Source organism: Bacillus sp. LR_5, assembly GCF_042709275.1.
The window spans coordinates 1-17,454 of record NZ_JAVAXX010000127.1; the positions used below are offsets into that span (position 1 = coordinate 1).

16 protein-coding genes are annotated in these 17,454 nt (G+C 43.4%); 12 read left to right on the plus strand and 4 right to left on the minus strand.

Features of this window, described 5'->3' with window-relative positions:
* Positions 1 to 229: 229 nt before the first annotated feature.
* A complete protein-coding gene (locus RAC86_RS21770; protein ID WP_072566686.1) occupies positions 230 to 1,969 on the plus strand; it encodes a diguanylate cyclase domain-containing protein in 1,740 nt (579 codons plus the stop codon).
* Positions 1,970 to 2,006: 37 nt separating this feature from the next.
* Here the strand turns inward: RAC86_RS21770 and RAC86_RS21775 are convergent, their stop codons facing one another.
* Positions 2,007 to 2,498, minus strand: a complete 492-nt coding sequence (locus tag RAC86_RS21775; protein WP_014114784.1) for a GAF domain-containing protein — start codon at positions 2,496 to 2,498, stop codon at positions 2,007 to 2,009.
* Between the two features lie 126 nt (positions 2,499 to 2,624).
* On the opposite strand from RAC86_RS21775, the gene refZ reads away from it, so the two are divergent.
* Complete coding sequence (gene refZ, locus RAC86_RS21780) at positions 2,625 to 3,248, plus strand: transcriptional regulator RefZ (protein ID WP_072566685.1); 624 nt, start codon at positions 2,625 to 2,627, stop codon at positions 3,246 to 3,248.
* Here refZ and hisJ read toward each other — a convergent pair.
* Positions 3,241 to 4,050, minus strand: coding sequence for a histidinol-phosphatase HisJ (gene hisJ / locus RAC86_RS21785; RefSeq protein WP_072566684.1), 810 nt, complete (start codon positions 4,048 to 4,050; stop codon positions 3,241 to 3,243). The two genes, refZ and hisJ, sit on opposite strands and share 8 nt — an antisense overlap.
* Positions 4,051 to 4,246: 196 nt before the next feature.
* Between hisJ and ezrA the strand changes: the two genes are divergently transcribed.
* A complete protein-coding gene (ezrA, locus tag RAC86_RS21790) occupies positions 4,247 to 5,950 on the plus strand; it encodes a septation ring formation regulator EzrA (RefSeq protein WP_072566683.1) in 1,704 nt (567 codons plus the stop codon).
* 100 nt (positions 5,951 to 6,050) lie between these two features.
* On the opposite strand, the gene brnQ is transcribed toward ezrA, so the two are convergent.
* Positions 6,051 to 7,391, minus strand: coding sequence for a branched-chain amino acid transport system II carrier protein (gene brnQ / locus RAC86_RS21795; RefSeq protein ID WP_072566682.1), 1,341 nt, complete (start codon positions 7,389 to 7,391; stop codon positions 6,051 to 6,053).
* Between the two features lie 201 nt (positions 7,392 to 7,592).
* On the opposite strand from brnQ, the gene RAC86_RS21800 reads away from it, so the two are divergent.
* From RAC86_RS21800 to RAC86_RS21820, 5 genes are all read left to right on the plus strand, one after another.
* On the plus strand, positions 7,593 to 8,738 hold the full coding sequence (locus RAC86_RS21800; protein WP_072566681.1) for a cysteine desulfurase family protein: 1,146 nt from the start codon (positions 7,593 to 7,595) through the stop codon (positions 8,736 to 8,738).
* Positions 8,739 to 8,741: 3 nt separating this feature from the next.
* Positions 8,742 to 9,947 carry a tRNA uracil 4-sulfurtransferase ThiI gene (gene thiI / locus RAC86_RS21805; RefSeq protein WP_061186767.1) on the plus strand — a complete coding sequence of 402 codons (1,206 nt, stop codon included), beginning with the start codon at positions 8,742 to 8,744 and terminating at the stop codon, positions 9,945 to 9,947.
* A 91-nt stretch (positions 9,948 to 10,038) separates the two neighbouring features.
* Positions 10,039 to 10,248, plus strand: coding sequence for an alpha type acid-soluble spore protein SspA (gene sspA, locus RAC86_RS21810; RefSeq protein WP_014114778.1), 210 nt, complete (start codon positions 10,039 to 10,041; stop codon positions 10,246 to 10,248).
* A 180-nt stretch (positions 10,249 to 10,428) separates the two neighbouring features.
* Entirely contained in the window at positions 10,429 to 12,018 is a 1,590-nt protein-coding gene (gene mbcS / locus RAC86_RS21815; protein WP_014114777.1) for an acyl-CoA synthetase MbcS, read from the plus strand.
* 19 nt (positions 12,019 to 12,037) lie between these two features.
* Positions 12,038 to 13,624 carry an amidohydrolase gene (locus tag RAC86_RS21820; protein ID WP_072566680.1) on the plus strand — a complete coding sequence of 529 codons (1,587 nt, stop codon included), beginning with the start codon at positions 12,038 to 12,040 and terminating at the stop codon, positions 13,622 to 13,624.
* Positions 13,625 to 13,660: 36 nt separating this feature from the next.
* Here RAC86_RS21820 and RAC86_RS21825 read toward each other — a convergent pair whose 3' ends face one another.
* Positions 13,661 to 14,464, minus strand: coding sequence for an NAD kinase (locus RAC86_RS21825; RefSeq protein WP_014114775.1), 804 nt, complete (start codon positions 14,462 to 14,464; stop codon positions 13,661 to 13,663).
* A 187-nt stretch (positions 14,465 to 14,651) separates the two neighbouring features.
* Between RAC86_RS21825 and sppA the strand changes: the two genes are divergently transcribed.
* The 4 genes from sppA (at position 14,652) to ytfJ (ending at position 17,396) form a co-directional block, all read left to right on the plus strand.
* Positions 14,652 to 15,659 (plus strand): signal peptide peptidase SppA, encoded by a 1,008-nt coding sequence (gene sppA, locus RAC86_RS21830; protein WP_014114773.1) that lies wholly within the window; start codon positions 14,652 to 14,654, stop codon positions 15,657 to 15,659.
* Positions 15,660 to 15,671: 12 nt separating this feature from the next.
* Positions 15,672 to 16,166, plus strand: a complete 495-nt coding sequence (locus RAC86_RS21835) for an RDD family protein (RefSeq protein ID WP_014114772.1) — start codon at positions 15,672 to 15,674, stop codon at positions 16,164 to 16,166.
* A gap of 74 nt (positions 16,167 to 16,240) precedes the next feature.
* Positions 16,241 to 16,921: a DUF2953 domain-containing protein gene (locus tag RAC86_RS21840; RefSeq protein WP_014114771.1), complete on the plus strand. Its 681-nt coding sequence runs from the start codon at positions 16,241 to 16,243 to the stop codon at positions 16,919 to 16,921.
* Positions 16,922 to 16,934: 13 nt separating this feature from the next.
* Positions 16,935 to 17,396: a GerW family sporulation protein gene (gene ytfJ / locus RAC86_RS21845; protein ID WP_014114770.1), complete on the plus strand. Its 462-nt coding sequence runs from the start codon at positions 16,935 to 16,937 to the stop codon at positions 17,394 to 17,396.
* The last annotated feature ends 58 nt before the right edge of the window (positions 17,397 to 17,454 follow it).

The window sequence follows — 17,454 nt, forward strand, 5'->3', positions numbered from 1 at the left end:
TACATTTTGTTTTCATGTATCCTCGCTCCAGCAGCAGAGAGTTACACGATACACCTTATGGATAAGGAACAAAATGAAAACATAGAAGCTGAACAAAAAGGCTGCAATATTTCACACAAAGGTCATTATATAATTTATTTGTTTTGAAGTCAACCATATCTCCATTACTGCTTCGCTGTTTATGATATAATAAACAAAAATTAGTGGTAAACTTTTAGGTGATAAAAACATGGTAGAACAAACAAAAGAACAATTATCCGCCTTTCATTATCATATGCTCGATTTTTTATTAACCAAATCTGAAAAAGTCACATTCACCGACTCATTCATATGGCTGACTTCGGCTATTCAAACCTATTTTTCATCCCTTTGTGTTTCGCTTACACCGTCACCATCTGACTCTGCGGCAAAACTGGCAGATGATGAATTACATTTTTCCGCTTCGAAAATAAACGCTTCATTTTATATGATTGAGGACGGCTCCAGCAGGCGCTTTCATCTTACATGCAGGCAGGATGGAGAGATTCCTGAAGGGCTTGCGGACGTGGTTGCTTCATTTTTAAACCAGTCTATGAAACAGGAAAGGCTCTATATCAAAACGATCTATCAAAAAAAGATATACAAAATGACAGAGCTGTTCCATTCACTGCTTGATCAGACAGAGGTGCTGAAGCAGCTTTTAGAAAGCTTGACCCGCACGTTTTCTCCTTTTGAGTTTTCATTGTTTATTTCACACGACCAAGATCAATGTTTAGGTATTCCTGCAAAAGAGCTGTATATGGAAGGGGAAAAATCCGATTCCTTTGCTCTCAAAGTGTATTTGTCGGGGGATATTTTGCGGAAGAATGAATCAGCCGCCTACATTCCGATCAAAGGACAGCAGGGAACGTACGGTGTGTTGATGGTTGAAGGAACGGGCGGCAGTTTGATTACTGACGTCTACCTTGATGAAATGTCGCTGATCGCAAACGCGGCGGGAAAAGCGTTTGAAAATGCCCAGCTCTATGAACAATCCAAAGCAAGCATCGCAAATTTGGAATTGATCAATGAAACGTCACGCCGCCTGAATCAGAGGCTGACATTGACCGATACGATGAATGATCTGGCTGTGAGAATGGCAGAATCATTTCAGGCAGATGAAGTGGGGTTTTTTCATATAGACCATTTTGAAAAGCTAACATTGCTCCCTGGCAGCACAGTGTTTTTTAAAGAAGCGAAGCCATCTGATTTTTATCATGAGTTGAAAGAAAAGCTGTATGAAGGTGAAAAAGGGGTTTTCATCGGAAATGGCCAGTCTGTTTTTGGAAAGGCCGGCTACGGCTCGCTGATGGCCGCTCCGATGATTGAGAATGACCGGCTTTTAGGCTTTGCGGTTTTATTAAAACAGGAACTGTACGCTTTTACATTTGAAATGTACAAGCTGTTTCAAGCGCTGATTCATCACGCAACGCTGGCTGTAACTAATTCGATGCTCCGCGACCGCCTTGAGCATCTCGTGAAAACAGATCAGCTAACTGAACTGTATTCAAGGGTGTATTTAGATGAAAAAATTCAATACAGCATGAAAATCCACCAAAAGGGGGTCTTTATTCTTGTAGATATTGATAATTTCAAGAATGTAAATGATACGTACGGTCATCAGACTGGGGACGAGATTTTAATTCAAGTCGCTTCGGTGATTAAAAGCAACATCCGAAAGCATGATGTAGGCGCCCGCTGGGGAGGCGAAGAGCTGGCGATTTATTTGCCGAATGTGCCGGTTGCGGTGGGTAAACGGATTACTGAGCGATTGGTTTATGCGGTCAGAAAAAACACGAAACCCGAGGTGACCATTTCATGCGGTATCTCCTGCTGGACTGCAGAAAAAAGAAAGTCTCTGAAAGAGCTTGTGCATGAGGCTGATGAAGCGCTCTACAGCGCGAAACGAAGCGGAAAAAACCGCTTGATGATTCACGAATCAATAAAATAAAAAAAGCCCAAAACAATATCAGTTTTGGGCTTTTAAATTACTGTGCTAACGCTTTTTCAAGCGTTTCGGCAAATTGTGATAAGTATTTTTCATCAATTTCGTCGAAACGGTTTTTCACTGGGCTGTCGATGTCTAGGACGCCGACAACTTTTCCGCCTACATGAATCGGAAGCACAATTTCTGATTGGGACGCTGCATCGCAAGCGATATGTCCCGGAAACGCGTTTACATCCTCAACACGCTCCACTTTTCCGTTTGCATACGCTGTACCGCAAACGCCTCTGCCGAAAGGAATCCGAACACATGCCGGCAGACCTTGGAACGGCCCTAACACAAGCTGTCCGTCCTCTTCTTTGGCAAAATAGAAACCAGCCCAGTTTACTTCAGGCAAAGAATGATACAGAAGCGCTGAGGCATTTGCATAGTTTGCAATTTGATCTGTCTCGTCTTCGGTCATGGCTTCGAGCTGTTTTAGCAGAAGCTGATAGTCTTTTTCTTTATCTCCAGATTGTTTTTCGACATGGAACATGGAAAACCCTCACTTTTTCTATAATATAAAACAAATTTCCGGCTTTTCTGCCGGCATTTGTCGATAAGTTCTTACAGGAACAGCGGCCTTCTGCTTGAATAGTACAAAGAGGAAGGAGTGAGCCGTATGAAAGTAAGCACCAAAGACAAAATTATTGAATCTGCTGTCATGCTCTTTAACCAAAAAGGATTTTCTGGCACGTCTGTTCGTGAAATTGCAAAGTCAGCTGATGTAAATGTTGCGCACATCTCCTACTATTTTAAAGGTAAAGGAGGTTTGATGGAACACTTAGTTTCAGAGTTTTACGAAGGCTACAGCAAAACGCTTGAAACAGCGGCAAGCAATATCTCTTCTCAAAGCACACAAGAACAGCTTCTCCAACTGGTTTTCGATATTTTATCCTATCAGCATAATCACCGTCAATTAACTCGTTTTGTCTACCGGGAAGTCACGATTGACTCCACGTTAATCAGGGAAATTATGTCGACATATCTAATGAAGGAAAAGTATATCTTCCAGCTGATCATTGAGGAAGGAGAAAAACAGCGTGAACATTTAACGCTGCCGCTGCCCCATTTTATTCTTCAATTAAAATCTCTCTTAATGATGCCCTATCTCCAGCCTCAATATATTTCAGAAGTGCTTTACATGCAGCCGCACGAGCCGTATTTTTATAAAATGTACTTTGAAGAAATCAAAATTTGGATCAGGAGCGTCTTCCGGACAGGAGACGTGGCGCTTATCAATTAGCACCCTTCAAAAACGTCTCATATGCGTATCCGACATCTCCCGCTTGATGGGCATCAGACCCAAACACAAGCGGGATTTTCTTTTGCTTCGCTTCATTCAGCATCCAATCCTCGATATAAACGCTGCCAGCGTACGTTTTTCTTAAGCCGGAAGTATTGAAGTCGAGCTCCATTCCGTTTTCTTCTATGGCTCTCAGGCACTGAGAAACGAGTCCGCGAATATGTTCAGACATGCTGTATGGAAACAGCTTGATGAATTTTTGAACGAGAGTGATATGACCGACTCTTTTTGGCTTATTAGAGCCGAGAGATGCTACAATGGAAGAATAGATGCTGCGGTAATACTGTTCATATACAGCTTCAATGCTCCCGCAGGCTGAAATCAGCTCCTTAAAGGTATGCTCATCATAATCAAGGCACAGATAGGAAGAACCTGCGCGCAAAAAATGAACGGATAGGATGCTGTCATCTAAATATGGCCCGTATGTGTCCAGGAATAATGTAATTTCGTCTTCAAATTCAGCAATATAATCGACCTCAAGCCCCGTCCGTATGGCAAGCTGTCCGCGATATTCTTTCTTTAATCGGGAGATTTCGTTGATATAGCGCTCCAGAGAGGCTTGTGCCATCGCGCTGTCTTTCAGCGGTGTCGGATCAGTAAAAGAGGGCGGCAATGGGGCGTGTTCGGTAAAAGTAATCGAATCAAAGCCTTTTTTTAAGGCTTCTTCTGCATATTGTCTGAGTGTGTCATTTGAGCCGTGAGGGCAAAATGGTGTGTGAATATGTCCGTCTCGCTTTTGCATTGGCGTCACTCCATGAAAAAATAGTCAAATCCTGCCGATTTTGCACAAAAAGTTTTTGATTTCTGGTCAAAAAATGTTGGTTACATGGTATCATAATAACAATGAAAACGACAGTTTTTCTCAATACATATCCTGAAATCTTTCTGAATAAATAAAACACCCTGACAGATTAAGGTTAACAGCAAGGGGGCTCATTATGGAGTTTGTCATTGGATTATTAATTGTACTGCTCGCGCTGTTTGCGGCAGGCTACTTTTTCAGGAAAAAAATCTACGCTGAAATTGACCGGCTGGAATCGTGGAAGATTGAAATTCTAAACCGGTCGATTGTGGAAGAAATGTCCAAAATTAAACACTTAAAAATGACGGGTCAGACAGAAGAGTTCTTTGAGAAGTGGCGTGAAGAATGGGATGAGATTGTCACAGCCCACATGCCGAAAGTTGAAGAGCTCCTTTATGATGCCGAGGAAAATGCAGACAAATACCGTTTTAAAAAGGCCAATCAAGTGCTCGTTCATATCGACGACTTGCTGACAGCGGCGGAATCGAACATTGAAAAGATTCTTCGCGAAATCAGCGACCTCGTCACAAGTGAGGAAAAGAGCCGTGAAGAGATTGAACAGGTGAGAGAACGCTATTCAAAATCGAGAAAAAACCTGCTGGCTTACAGCCACCTTTACGGAGAGCTTTATGACAGCCTTGAAAAGGATCTTGACGAAATTTGGAGCGGAATCAAACAATTTGAAGAAGAAACAGAAGGCGGAAACTATATTACTGCACGTAAAGTGCTGCTTGAGCAGGACCGCAATCTTGATCGGCTTCAGTCATACATAGATGACGTGCCGAAGCTGTTGGCTGACTGCAAGCAGACGGTGCCAGGCCAGATTGCAAAGCTCAAAGACGGCTATCGCGAAATGAAAGAGAAAGGGTATAAGCTTGAGCATATCCAGCTTGATAAGGAATTAGAAAATCTGTCAAATCAGCTGAAACGGGCGGAACATGTCTTGATGACTGAGCTGGATATTGATGAAGCGTCCGCAATCCTGCAGCTCATAGACGAAAATATTCAATCTGTTTATCAGCAGCTGGAGGGCGAAGTCGAAGCCGGCCAATCTGTGCTAAGCAAAATGCCTGAATTGATCATTGCTTATGACAAGCTGTTAGAAGAGAAAGAGGATACAAAGGCGGAAACTGAGCTGGTGAAGGAAAGCTACAGGCTGACAGCTGGCGAGCTCGGTAAACAGCAGGCTTTTGAAAAGCGCCTTGATGAAATTGGCAAGCTGCTCTCATCCGTTAAAGATAAGCTCGATGCAGAGCACGTCGCCTACTCACTTTTAGTAGAAGAAGTTGCATCAATAGAGAAGCAGATTGAAGAAGTGAAAAAAGAGCATGCCGAATACCGTGAAAATCTGCAAGCGCTGAGAAAAGAAGAGCTTCAGGCAAGAGAGACGCTCAGCAATTTGAAAAAAACAATTTCTGAGACAGCAAGACTGCTGAAGACAAGCAATATACCAGGCATTCCGAGTCATATTCAAGAGATGCTGGAAAACGCATATCATCATATACAAGAAACAGTCAATCAACTAAACGAACTTCCATTAAATATGGAAGAAGCCGGAGCCCATTTAAAGCAAGCAGAAGATATCGTCAACAGGGCAAGCCGGGAATCAGAGGAACTTGTCGAGCAGGTGATCCTCATTGAAAAAATCATTCAGTTCGGAAACCGGTTCAGAAGCCAGAATCATATTTTATCTGAACAGCTGAAAGAAGCGGAAAGACGTTTTTATGAATATGATTACAGTGAAGCCTATGAAATTGCAGCAGCAGCAGTTGAAAAAGCTGCACCAGGTGCTGTCCGAAAAATAGAATCACAAAAGACAAAAGAGCATCAATATCAATAAATTGTATATAAAAGGCCGACGCGTGAGTGCTCGGCCTTTTAATGTATTCAGAATATAAAAAAGCCTTATTGGATTTAACATCCAATAAGGCTTTTCGTTTTTACTGGTTGATATTAGCTGTTTTTTTATTCGAACCGGTAGCAAGAGAAATCAGATAACCGGCAATGCCTCCAATGATTGCAGGAATGACCCAGCCAAATCCTAAGCTGTAAAGCGGCAGCGATTGACCGAGAACTTTATTTAAAGAACCGAGCGGAATGCTCGCGGCATTCAGGCCATCAATAATACTGAAAATACCAGTTGTAATCAAACAAAGAATATATACTTCACGTCTGCCTTTAAATGATTTTTCAATAAATGAAAGCAAAATGATAACAATTGCTAACGGATAAATAGCTGATAAAATAGGAACTGAGAACAAAATAATATTTGACAGCCCAAAGTTAGAAATAATAAAGCTGAACACAGTGACAATCGTTACAACGGCTTTATAAGATAAAGAAGGAATCAGCTTTGAGAAATAATTTCCGCATGAAGAGACAAGGCCAATGCTTGTTGTCAAGCACGCGAATAGGATAGCGACGCCTAAAATGATATTTCCTAATGATCCGAACAGGTGCTGTGAAGATTCTGATAAAATTTTGCTTCCTGCACCAAGGAGTCCGACAGAATCTGTGCTTGTTGCTCCTAAATAGGCGAGTGATACGTAAACCAGGCCGAGTCCTGCTGCGGCAACAAGTCCCGCTTTAATACATACGGAAGCAACTGATTTACGGCTGGTGATGCCTCTGTCCTTAACGGCATTAACAACGACAATTCCGAACACGATAGAAGCAAGTGCATCCATTGTTTTATAGCCTTCTAAAAATCCTTTAAACAATGATCCGGAAGCATACGTTTCAAGCGGCGACTGAATGTCCCCCATCGGCGTCACGATGCTTTTGATGACTAAGATTGCGATAACAGCAAGTAAAATAGGTGTTAATACCTTGCCAATCCTGTCAACTAGCTTTGTAGGGTTTAAAGCCAGGTAGTACGTAACAGCAAAGAAAAGAAACGTAAAAATAAGAAGTGTGAGCCATGCCGGCATGCCTCCTACAAAAGGTGCAGCCGCAATTTCATAAGAAACAGTGCCTGTTCGCGGAATCGCAAACAGCGGTCCGATTGTTAAATACAGAACGACTGTAAAAATGGTTCCAAAGACCGGATGTGCTTTATCTGCAAGGCCTTTAGCATCTGTACCTGTTAATGCAACAGCTACAACACCTAAAAGCGGCAGGCCGACACCCGTCACGAGAAAGCCAATCATCGCTTTCCAAACATTTTCACCGGCTGCTTGTCCAAGTTCCGGCGGAAATATCATATTTCCTGCGCCAAAGAACAAAGCAAAGAGCATAAGCCCAATGGCGATCGTTTCCTTGGCTGATAGTGATGATTTCATAACGTATAAATCCTCCTAATTTCACTATGGTAGAATATTCTGTCAATTAATTGTCAGATAATATGACGAAAGTAACAAATCTAATTATAGGTGAATGTATGAAGAAGTCAATAGTAATTTCATTTACTTTTTCTGCAGTAATTTGTTATGGTAACATATAAAATCAGTTTTGTATCGCTTTCATATTAAAGGAGTAAAAAGATGTTATATTTAGACAATAGTTCAACGACCAAACCTTACGATGAAGTCTTGAACACATATGAACAAACAAGCAGACGATATTTTGGAAATCCCTCATCTTTGCACCGGTATGGAGTTGAAACGGAACAGCTGCTTCATGCAGCTAAACATCAGATAAAAAGAGCCATAGGCCTAAAGAATTATGATATTGTATTTACGTCAGGCGCTACAGAAGCTAATAATTTGGCTTTAAAAGGAGCCGCTTTGTCAAAAATAAAAGCAGGCAAACATATCATTGCCACTTCTATTGAACATCCATCCGTTACGGATTCGTTAGAACAGCTGACAGAGTTATTCGGGTTTGATGTCACTTATCTTTCAGTGAACGAAGACGGATTTGTTTCAATTGAAGAACTGAAACAAGCCATCCGTCCGGATACCGTGCTTGTCAGCATGATGCATGTGAACAATGAAGTCGGTTCGGTGCAGCCTATTGAAAAGGCAGGAGAAGTGCTGAAAGAGCACCCGAACATTTTGTTTCACGTCGATTATGTGCAGGGCATCTATAAAGTGCCCTTGGCGATTGAAAAGGCAGGCATTGATCTTTGTTCGATTTCCGGGCATAAGTTTCACGGGCTGAAGGGGACAGGCGCGCTTATCGTAAAAGAAGGAACACGTCTTATTCCCCTGATAACGGGCGGCTCTCAGCAAAAAGGCATTCGGGCCGGAACGGAGCATACTGCGGGTGCGGTTTCGCTTGCCAAAGCCATTAATCTTGCCGCTGCTGATTTTGAAACAAGGCTTGACACGATGGCTGCCGCAAAGGAATTGTTTATGAAAAGGCTGAGTGAAACTGAAGGTGTCGTTGTCAACACGCCTCAAATGAATAGTGCGCCGCACATTATTAATTTCTCTGTTCCGGGGATTAAAGCAGAGGTGCTTTTACACATGCTCGAGGAACAGGATATATTCGTCTCAACAACTTCGGCCTGCTCGGCAAAAGAGCATAAGCCCAGCAAAGTTCTCTTACAGATGGGCAAGGGAGAGCAGATTGCCGGAAGCAGCATCAGAATCAGCTTAAACTACAGCCAGACAAGCGATGTGACAGAACCGTTTATGAACGCACTTGTGCCTGGCATCAAAAAATTAAAGAAAATGATGAGGTAGAACATGAATTACGATCATATATTAATTCGTTTTGGGGAAATTTCAACCAAAGGCAAAAACAGAAAAAGCTTTATTGAGCGCTTAAAGCAAAACGTCAGACTCGTTTTGAAAGACTATCCGAACTTAAAATACTTTTCCAATCGGGACCGTATGACGATTACATTAAATGGAGAAGATCCTGAGGCTCTTTTTCCTCATTTAAAGCAGGTGTTTGGCATTCAAAGCTTCAGCCTGGCGATTAAGTGTGATAGCCGCCTTGATGATATTAAGGCAACTGCTCTGCAGGCTATCGAAGATCAGTATCAGCCTGGTGATACGTTTAAAGTCGCAACGAAGAGAGCGTATAAACAATTTGAATTAGATACAAATCAAATGAACGCTGAAATCGGCGGCCATATTTTGCGAAATACAGAAGGATTGACGGTCGATGTTCGCAATCCCGACATCCCGCTCAGAATCGAAATCAGGGAAGAAGCGACCTTTTTGACGATTCGCGATGAAAAAGGTGCAGGCGGCCTGCCCGTTGGTTCTGCAGGCAAAGCGATGCTAATGCTTTCCGGCGGTTTTGACAGCCCTGTGGCTGGTTTTTATGCGATGAAACGGGGACTATCGGTAGAAGCTGTTCATTTCTTCAGCCCGCCGTACACAAGCGAGCGCGCAAAACAAAAGGTAATGGATCTGGCAAAATGCCTGTCCCGCTTTGGGGGAAGCATGACGCTTCATATCGTTCCGTTTACGAAAACGCAAGAGCTCATCCAAAAACAAATACCTGAGAACTACACAATGACGGCAACCCGCCGCCTCATGCTTCAAATTGCCGACAGAATCAGAGAAAAGAGAAATGGGCTTGCCATCATTACTGGAGAAAGCCTCGGTCAGGTAGCGAGCCAAACGCTTGAAAGCATGTATGCGATTAATGCGGTGACGTCAACACCGATTTTGCGTCCGTTAATCGCCATGGATAAAACAGAAATCATCGAAAAATCACGAGAAATCGGCACATATGAGACAAGCATTCAGCCGTTTGAAGACTGCTGTACGATCTTTACGCCGCCAAGTCCGAAAACACGACCTAAAAAAGAAAAAATCGAACACTTTGAAAGCTTTGTTGATTTTGAGCCGTATATTCAAGAAGCGGTTGACAACATTGAAACAATGACGCTTTATAGCGAACAAGAAGCAAACGATAAATTCGCAGAACTCTTTTAAATCGCTCCGGCTCCTGTATACAATTACCAAAGTTTTTTTGAATGAAGCCATGTGTTTTAACACATTCTATACTCACAAGGAGGTGAGACACATGGCTAACAATAACTCAGGTAACAGCAACAACCTTTTAGTACCAGGAGCTGCTCAAGCGATCGACCAAATGAAATTAGAAATCGCTTCTGAATTCGGTGTAAACCTTGGAGCAGAAACAACTTCTCGCGCTAACGGTTCTGTTGGAGGAGAGATCACAAAACGTCTTGTATCTTTTGCTCAACAAAACATGGGCGGAGGACAATTCTAATTTACAATTTCACATAATGGCTTTAGGAGTGGGGGTATCCCCACTCTTTTTCGTGTTATATGTATAAAAAAGGACCAGCGGCCTATAAAAACCTATGTTTACAGAGCTTGTTTTTAGGCATATCCTTACGGAAAGAGCCTGTATTTATGTATAATGGGTGAAGAAAGTGAGGAGTTGTTCGTGTTAAAACGAGAAGATTTAATTGCCCCTATGCAATATAATTTAGTGAATGAAATGGAAAAGTTCAGTGCCGCTGGACAAAAAACCGCTCTTCTATGGGAGGATGAGTCAGGCAAGCAAAAATCTTGGTCATATGAAAAGCTGATGGAAGAAACAAATAAAATTGGAGCGGCTTTGGCTGACCTTGGATTTAAAAAGGGAGACAAGCTGATTGTAATGGTTCCGCGGGTGCTTGAAGCCTATGCTGTTTATTTGGCTATCCTGAAATCAGGAATGGTTGTCATTCCGTGCTCGGAAATGCTTCGTGCGAAAGATCTTGAATACCGGATTGAACATGCAGAAGTGAAAGGCGCCATCGTCTACTCTGAATTTATCGGCGCTTTCCGTGATGTCAGTACGGCTGACAAACTGATTAAACTGTCTATTGGCGAAAACGATGCCGGCTGGAAAAATCTCTTATCGATTAAAGCGGACGGAAGCCGATTCCAAACAGCTGACACAACAAGAGAAGATATGGCTTTCTTATCTTATACATCCGGAACAACAGGTCAGCCTAAAGGTGTTGTACATACACACGGATGGGCATTTGCTCATTTAAAAACATCTGCCGGCGCTTGGCTTGATATTTCTGAAAAGGATATCGTCTGGGCGACTGCTGCCCCTGGCTGGCAAAAGTGGGTGTGGAGCCCGTTTTTAGCGGTACTCGGCAGTGGAGCAACGGGTTTTGTGTACCACGGCAGATTCAAAGCAGAAAAATATTTAGAACTTTTAAACCGCTACAAAATCAATGTCTTTTGCTGTACGCCAACGGAATACCGCTTAATGGCGAAGGTCGAAGGCTTGGACCGGTATGATCTTTCTGCCCTGCACAGCGCTGTGTCCGCAGGCGAGCCGCTTAACCGTGAAGTCATTGATGTGTTCCAAAAGCACTTCGGCATTAAGGTGCGGGACGGGTATGGCCAAACAGAAAGCACGCTTTTAGTCGGTGTCTTGAAAGATATGGATATTAAACCGGGAAGCATGGGAAAACCGACACCGGGAAATCAGGTGGAGATCATTAATGAAGACGGTGAAATCTGCAAATCTGGTGAGGTTGGCGATATCGCAGTTCACCTTAGCACGCCGGCACTCTTTAAAGAATATTACAAAGACCCTGAAAGAATGAAAACACAAATTCGCGGCGATTATTTCCTAACAGGAGACAGAGCAAAAAAAGATGAGGAAGGTTACTTCTGGTTTGAAAGCCGAAATGACGATATCATTATCAGCTCTGGCTACACGATCGGGCCATTCGAAGTGGAAGACGCGCTTGTTAAGCACCCTGAAGTAAAAGAATGTGCTGTTGTCGCAAGCCCTGATGAAATCAGAGGTTCCATCGTTAAGGCGTACGTTGTCCTGCAAGATCACGCAAAACGCAGTGATGAGCTTGTCAAAATGCTGCAAAATCATGTGAAGACCATTACCGCTCCATACAAATATCCAAGAGAAATTGAATTTGTGGAAAGCCTGCCGAAAACAGCTTCTGCAAAAATAAGACGAGTGGAATTAAGAAAACGTGAAGAACAGCTCAAAGCCAATAAAAAGGCGTAAAGAAAGAGAGTGAACGTGAATGAAGGCGATATGGCACGGCGGTTTCATTTATACGATGCTCGAAGAAGGCGATCTGACAGAGGCAGTCTATGTCGAGGATGGTGTCATAAAGGGCACTGGCAGCTATGAACGTCTAAAGAAAAAGTACGGGTCCCCGGAAACAGAAGAAATCAGCCTGAACGGAGCAGTGATGTTTCCCGGTTTTGTCGACAGCCATTTACATTTGATCGGCCACGGTGAGAAACAGCTTCAGCTCGATCTGTCCGCACTAACGTCAAAAGAAGCTATTTTGCAGGCTGCCAAGGAAAGAGAGCAGCAGCTTCCTGAAGGCGATTGGCTCATTGGAGAGGGCTGGAATGAAAATCAGTTTGAGACACCGGACTATTTGGTTAAGCATGATCTTGATCGCTTATTTCCAGACAGGCCCGTCTTGCTCAAGCGAATATGCCGGCATGCGATAGCCGTCAATTCTGCGGCTCTTCAAGCGGCAGGGATTTCCAGAAACACTCCTGATCCTGATGGCGGAGTCATCGTAAAAGATGCAAACGGTGAGCCGACCGGGCTTCTGTTTGATAAGGCGCAGAATTTGATTCTGAAGGCTGTCCCGCCAGTCTCCCAGCACTATGTTGATGAGGCGCTTACGGCTGCAATAGAGGACTGCTGGACAAAAGGCCTGACGGGCGGACATTCGGAAGACTTGTCCTATTATGGTGATGTTTCGGTGCCGATGAAAGCTTATAAGAAAGCTGCCGCTAGCGGAAAGTATCCGTTCCGCTGTCATTTGCTCGTTCATCACGAAGCAGTAGATCGATGGGAGCAACTGGAGAAGCCTTCAGGCCCGTATGTGGAGTTCGGTGCGATGAAAATCTTTGCAGACGGGGCGCTTGGCGGAAGAACGGCTTTATTGAAAGAACCATATCAGGACGATCCATCCACTAATGGTGTTCAAGTTCATGATGACGAAACCCTTGGCCAGCTCATTCGAAAAGCGAGAGAAAAAGGCATGGAAGTTGCGGTTCATGCAATCGGCGACCTAGCTTTTGAAAAAGTGCTGAACGCAATAGAAAAGCATCCGCCCAAAAACGGCCGGCATGATCGGCTGATTCATGCTCAAGTGCTGAATGACGAATTAATCGAAAAAGCAGCGCGCATGCCGATCGCACTTGATCTTCAGCCTCATTTTGTCGCCAGTGATTTTCCTTGGGTGATTGACCGTCTCGGAAAAGACCGGATGAATACAGCCTTTGCGTGGAAAACGCTGATGTCTAAAGGCATTTTATGCGCGGGCGGTTCAGACGCCCCGATTGAGCCTGTTGACCCGCTTCTTGGCATCCAGTCCGCGGTGCTCCGGAAAAGCAGTCATGAACAGAACGGGCCAAGCTATAATGAAAGCGAATGTTTAACTGTATATGAAGCAATTAAGCTCTATACAGAAGGAAGCGCAGGAATCATTTATAAAGAGACATCACGCGGTAAAATTGCCGAAGGCTATGACGCGGATTTTACGGTTCTCAGCGAGGATCCTTTTGCAATTGACCCTGTAAAGCTTCATCTTTTAGACATTGAAAAAACCGTAATTAACGGCCAGATTGTATATGAGAAATAATAAAAGGACAGGCGGGAAGCCTGTCCTTTTCATTTTCTATAAAAAAGTACGTTTCACTTTCTCCCAAAATGAATTGTCCTTTAGTTTGACTGTTTTGATTTTCTTGTCGGACAGTTTGATTTCGATCGTTTTCACATTTCTCGTGCTGAGTGCTTCATTGTCTAAGCCAATGATTGGGTGCTCATTGCCGTCTTGTACCACACGAAGGGTCAGCTTTCGGTCAGAGCTGAGGACAAATGGCGAGCCAAGTGTCCGGTAGGTGTTATTGTTAAGAGAAGCAAGCTCAGATACCTGCATGCATGGGAGCAGCGGATCAACAACCGCTCCTGCAACAGACTTGTTATATGCGGTGCTGCCTGTAGGCGTTGAGATAATCATCCCGTCACCTCTAAACGTTTCAAAGTGCAGATCATCAATCAGCACGTCCATCACAAAGGTTTTAATGATGCTTGAACGGATGGAAACCTCGTTTAGGCAATGAAAAGGACTGGCGTTATCCACTGTCACTTCAATCAGCGGATATTTTCTGACTTCAATTTGTTCAAACGTCATCGCATCGACCATTTTTTCACGCTCATCACTATGAAAGTCGCAATATAAATGAGCTTTCCCCTTTTTGGTAATGCCGACGTACAAGCAGTCGTCACGGAAATTCGTCTTTCTGACTGCCTGCAAAAATGTGCCGTCCCCGCCAATGCTAGCAATGATATTGGCGTCTGAGTGCTGATTCACAACTGTAAATCCATGCTCTTCAGCCAATTGCGTTAAAGAGTTGGCTTGTTCGTTTGTTTCCTGGTCCTGTTTGTGAAAAAAATAAACATTACGGCGTTGATCGGTCATATCCCATTTCCCCTTTGCTGTCATATTTAAGTTTTTCTGCCATCCAGTATTTGTGATAAAATACCTTTGGCCATAAGTGTACCACGTTTGCCGGCAGCCCGTTAAGCCAGAGCTTTCTCATCAAATGAAACATTTTTCTTATTAAATCGTATAATGAGAGAGTTTGGGAAAAAGGAGGAGGAAAAAAATGAATGCAAAAAGATGGATTGCATTAGTGATTGCCCTGGGGATTTTCGGCGTGTCCATCATCGTCAGCATCTCAATGAGTTTCTTTGAAAGCGTCAAAGGCGCTCAAACGGATCTCACATCACTGACAGATGAATCTCAGGAAAAGACGCTGGAAAACGGCAGTCTTTCAAGTAAAATTGCCGTATTGGAGGTCAGCGGCACCATTCAGGATAATGGGGATTCAAGCAGTCTGCTCGGTTCAGACGGATATAACCACAGAACGTTCTTAAAAAACCTTGAGCGTGCAAAAGATGACAAGGCGGTTAAAGGCATCGTTCTGAAGGTGAATTCTCCGGGCGGCGGAGTATATGAAAGTGCTGAAATACATAAGAAGCTGGAAGAAATCAAGAAAGAAACAAAAAAACCGATTTACGTGTCGATGGGATCGATGGCAGCATCCGGCGGCTATTACATCTCAACGGCGGCTGATAAGATTTTTGCGACACCGGAAACCCTGACTGGGTCACTCGGCGTCATTATGGAGAGCGTCAATTATTCAAAGCTTGCTGATAAGCTCGGCATTTCTTTTGAAACAATTAAGAGCGGGGCCCATAAGGATATTATGTCTCCTTCCCGTGAGATGACAAAAGAAGAAAAGAACATCATGCAATCCATGGTTGATCATTCGTATGAAGGCTTTGTTGATGTCATTTCAGAAGGCCGCGGCATGTCGAAAGCAGAGGTAAAGAAAATTGCGGACGGACGCGTGTATGACGGACGGCAGGCGAAAAAGCTGAATCTCGTTGATGAGCTTGGTTTTTATGACGATACCATTTCAGCGATGAAAAAGGATCATAAGGATTTGAAAAACGCCTCTGTCATTTCTTACGAGGAAAGCTTCGGATTAGGCTCACTGTTTTCCATGGGCGCGAACAAAATGTTTAAGAGTGAAATTGATTTTCTGAATATGAGAGAAATTCTTTCACAATCCGGTTCGCCGAGAATGATGTATCTCTATGCGAAGTAGGAGGGATCAATAATGGATGTGACATATGAAGAGTTAGAGCACAATGACATCACAAGCCCGCAAGAAGCAGAGCGGCTGACACACGCCTATGCCGGCTTTTGGGTTCGTTTCTGGGCTTTCCTGCTTGATTGGCTCGTTGTATGGGGATTAAACCATTTACTTGTTTCTCCCCTCTTTACCGTATTGGATCTGCCGAAAACATCCGGCATGTTTACCTTCTCGGCCTACAGTGTGACTACGCTTGTTGTTTATCTTGCCTATTTTGCGCTGATGACAAAGTTTTTTAGGCAGACGCTTGGAAAGATGGTGTTCGGCCTCAAAGTGGTTTCTATGAAGCCGGATCGCAAACTGTCATGGAGCACAGTGATTTTTCGTGAAGTAGTCGGACGGTATATTGATAAGATTTGGATTTTATATATCGTCGTTGCTTTTTCACCCACAAAGCAGGGGATTCATGATTATATTGCGGATACAACTGTGGTGCATGAAAAACTATACAGCAAATAACCGATAAACCCGGACCTCGTCCGGGTTTATTTTTTTCTGAATTGGCGATAATGCTCCTAGAGGAAGTGAAGAATATGGTATATGTGCTGACAGCCATTCTTATTCTTATAGGTATCGTGCTGCTTTTCAGAATGAAAATCCATGTCGCGATGGAGTTTCTTCATGCCGATGATAACGACAAACTGACCTTGAATATTACGACGCTGTTTGGCCTCATACGGATCAAAAAAACAATTCCGGCGATTAAGGTGAATAAAGAGGACGGAACAGTTGATATCAAACAAAAATCAACATCGAAAGTAAAAAAAAGCAGCAGCAAGAAAAAAATTACGTTTGATGATGTACAGCAAAGCATTAATAAAATTGAAATGCTTGTGCATCGAGTTACTAATTTAAGAAAAACCAGCGCCTCTATTCTGGCGCATTTGCATATCACAAAACTCGAATGGGTCACAGTTGTCGGTATTCACGACGCGGCAGTGACAGGTGTGTTAACAGGTGCTGTATGGGGTGTGAAAGGCGGCATCGCTGCGATGCTGTATGACCATCTGGACTTTGTGAATAAACCCGTCTATGAAGTGATTCCATCGTTTCAAGTCCCTGTCTCCAAGACCCATCTTCAGTGTATATTCTTTTTTCGCTTTGGACATGCTATGCTTGCAGCTTTCAAATTCGTCAAATACGGACGGGAGCTATCCGTATTAAAGAAGAATCCGTCGTCCCGAATGACTTCAAAGAATGATTCATCAGTTTAAGGAGGAAGCGTATATGGCAGACCATCCCATCCAAGGTTTAATGAAAACCGCAATGGAAAACTTGAAGGAAATGATTGATGTTAACACCATTATTGGAGATCCGGTTGAAACGCCGGATGGAAGCGTGATTTTAACCGTTTCTAAAGTTGGATTCGGATTCGCCGCAGGCGGAAGCGAGTTTGGCGGAAAGCCGGCAGAAAAGAAATCGGAAGACGATGAGACAAGAGAACAAAAACTTCCTTTCGGAGGCGGAAGCGGGGGCGGTGTGTCCATTACGCCGATCGCGTTTTTAATTGTCGGATCGACAGGAATCAGAATGCTTCATTTAGATGAAAATACCCATTTGATTGAGAAAATTTTAGACGCAGCCCCTCAAACCCTTGAACGCATCCAGCAAATGTTCAAGAAAAATAACAAGAACCAAGGTCAGGGCCAAGGCCAAAATCAAAACCAAATGAACAATATGAATTATTAAAGAAGGTTAACTGCGGCCGCCGCAGTTAACTTTTTTTTGGCATATACTTTGCAGTTTA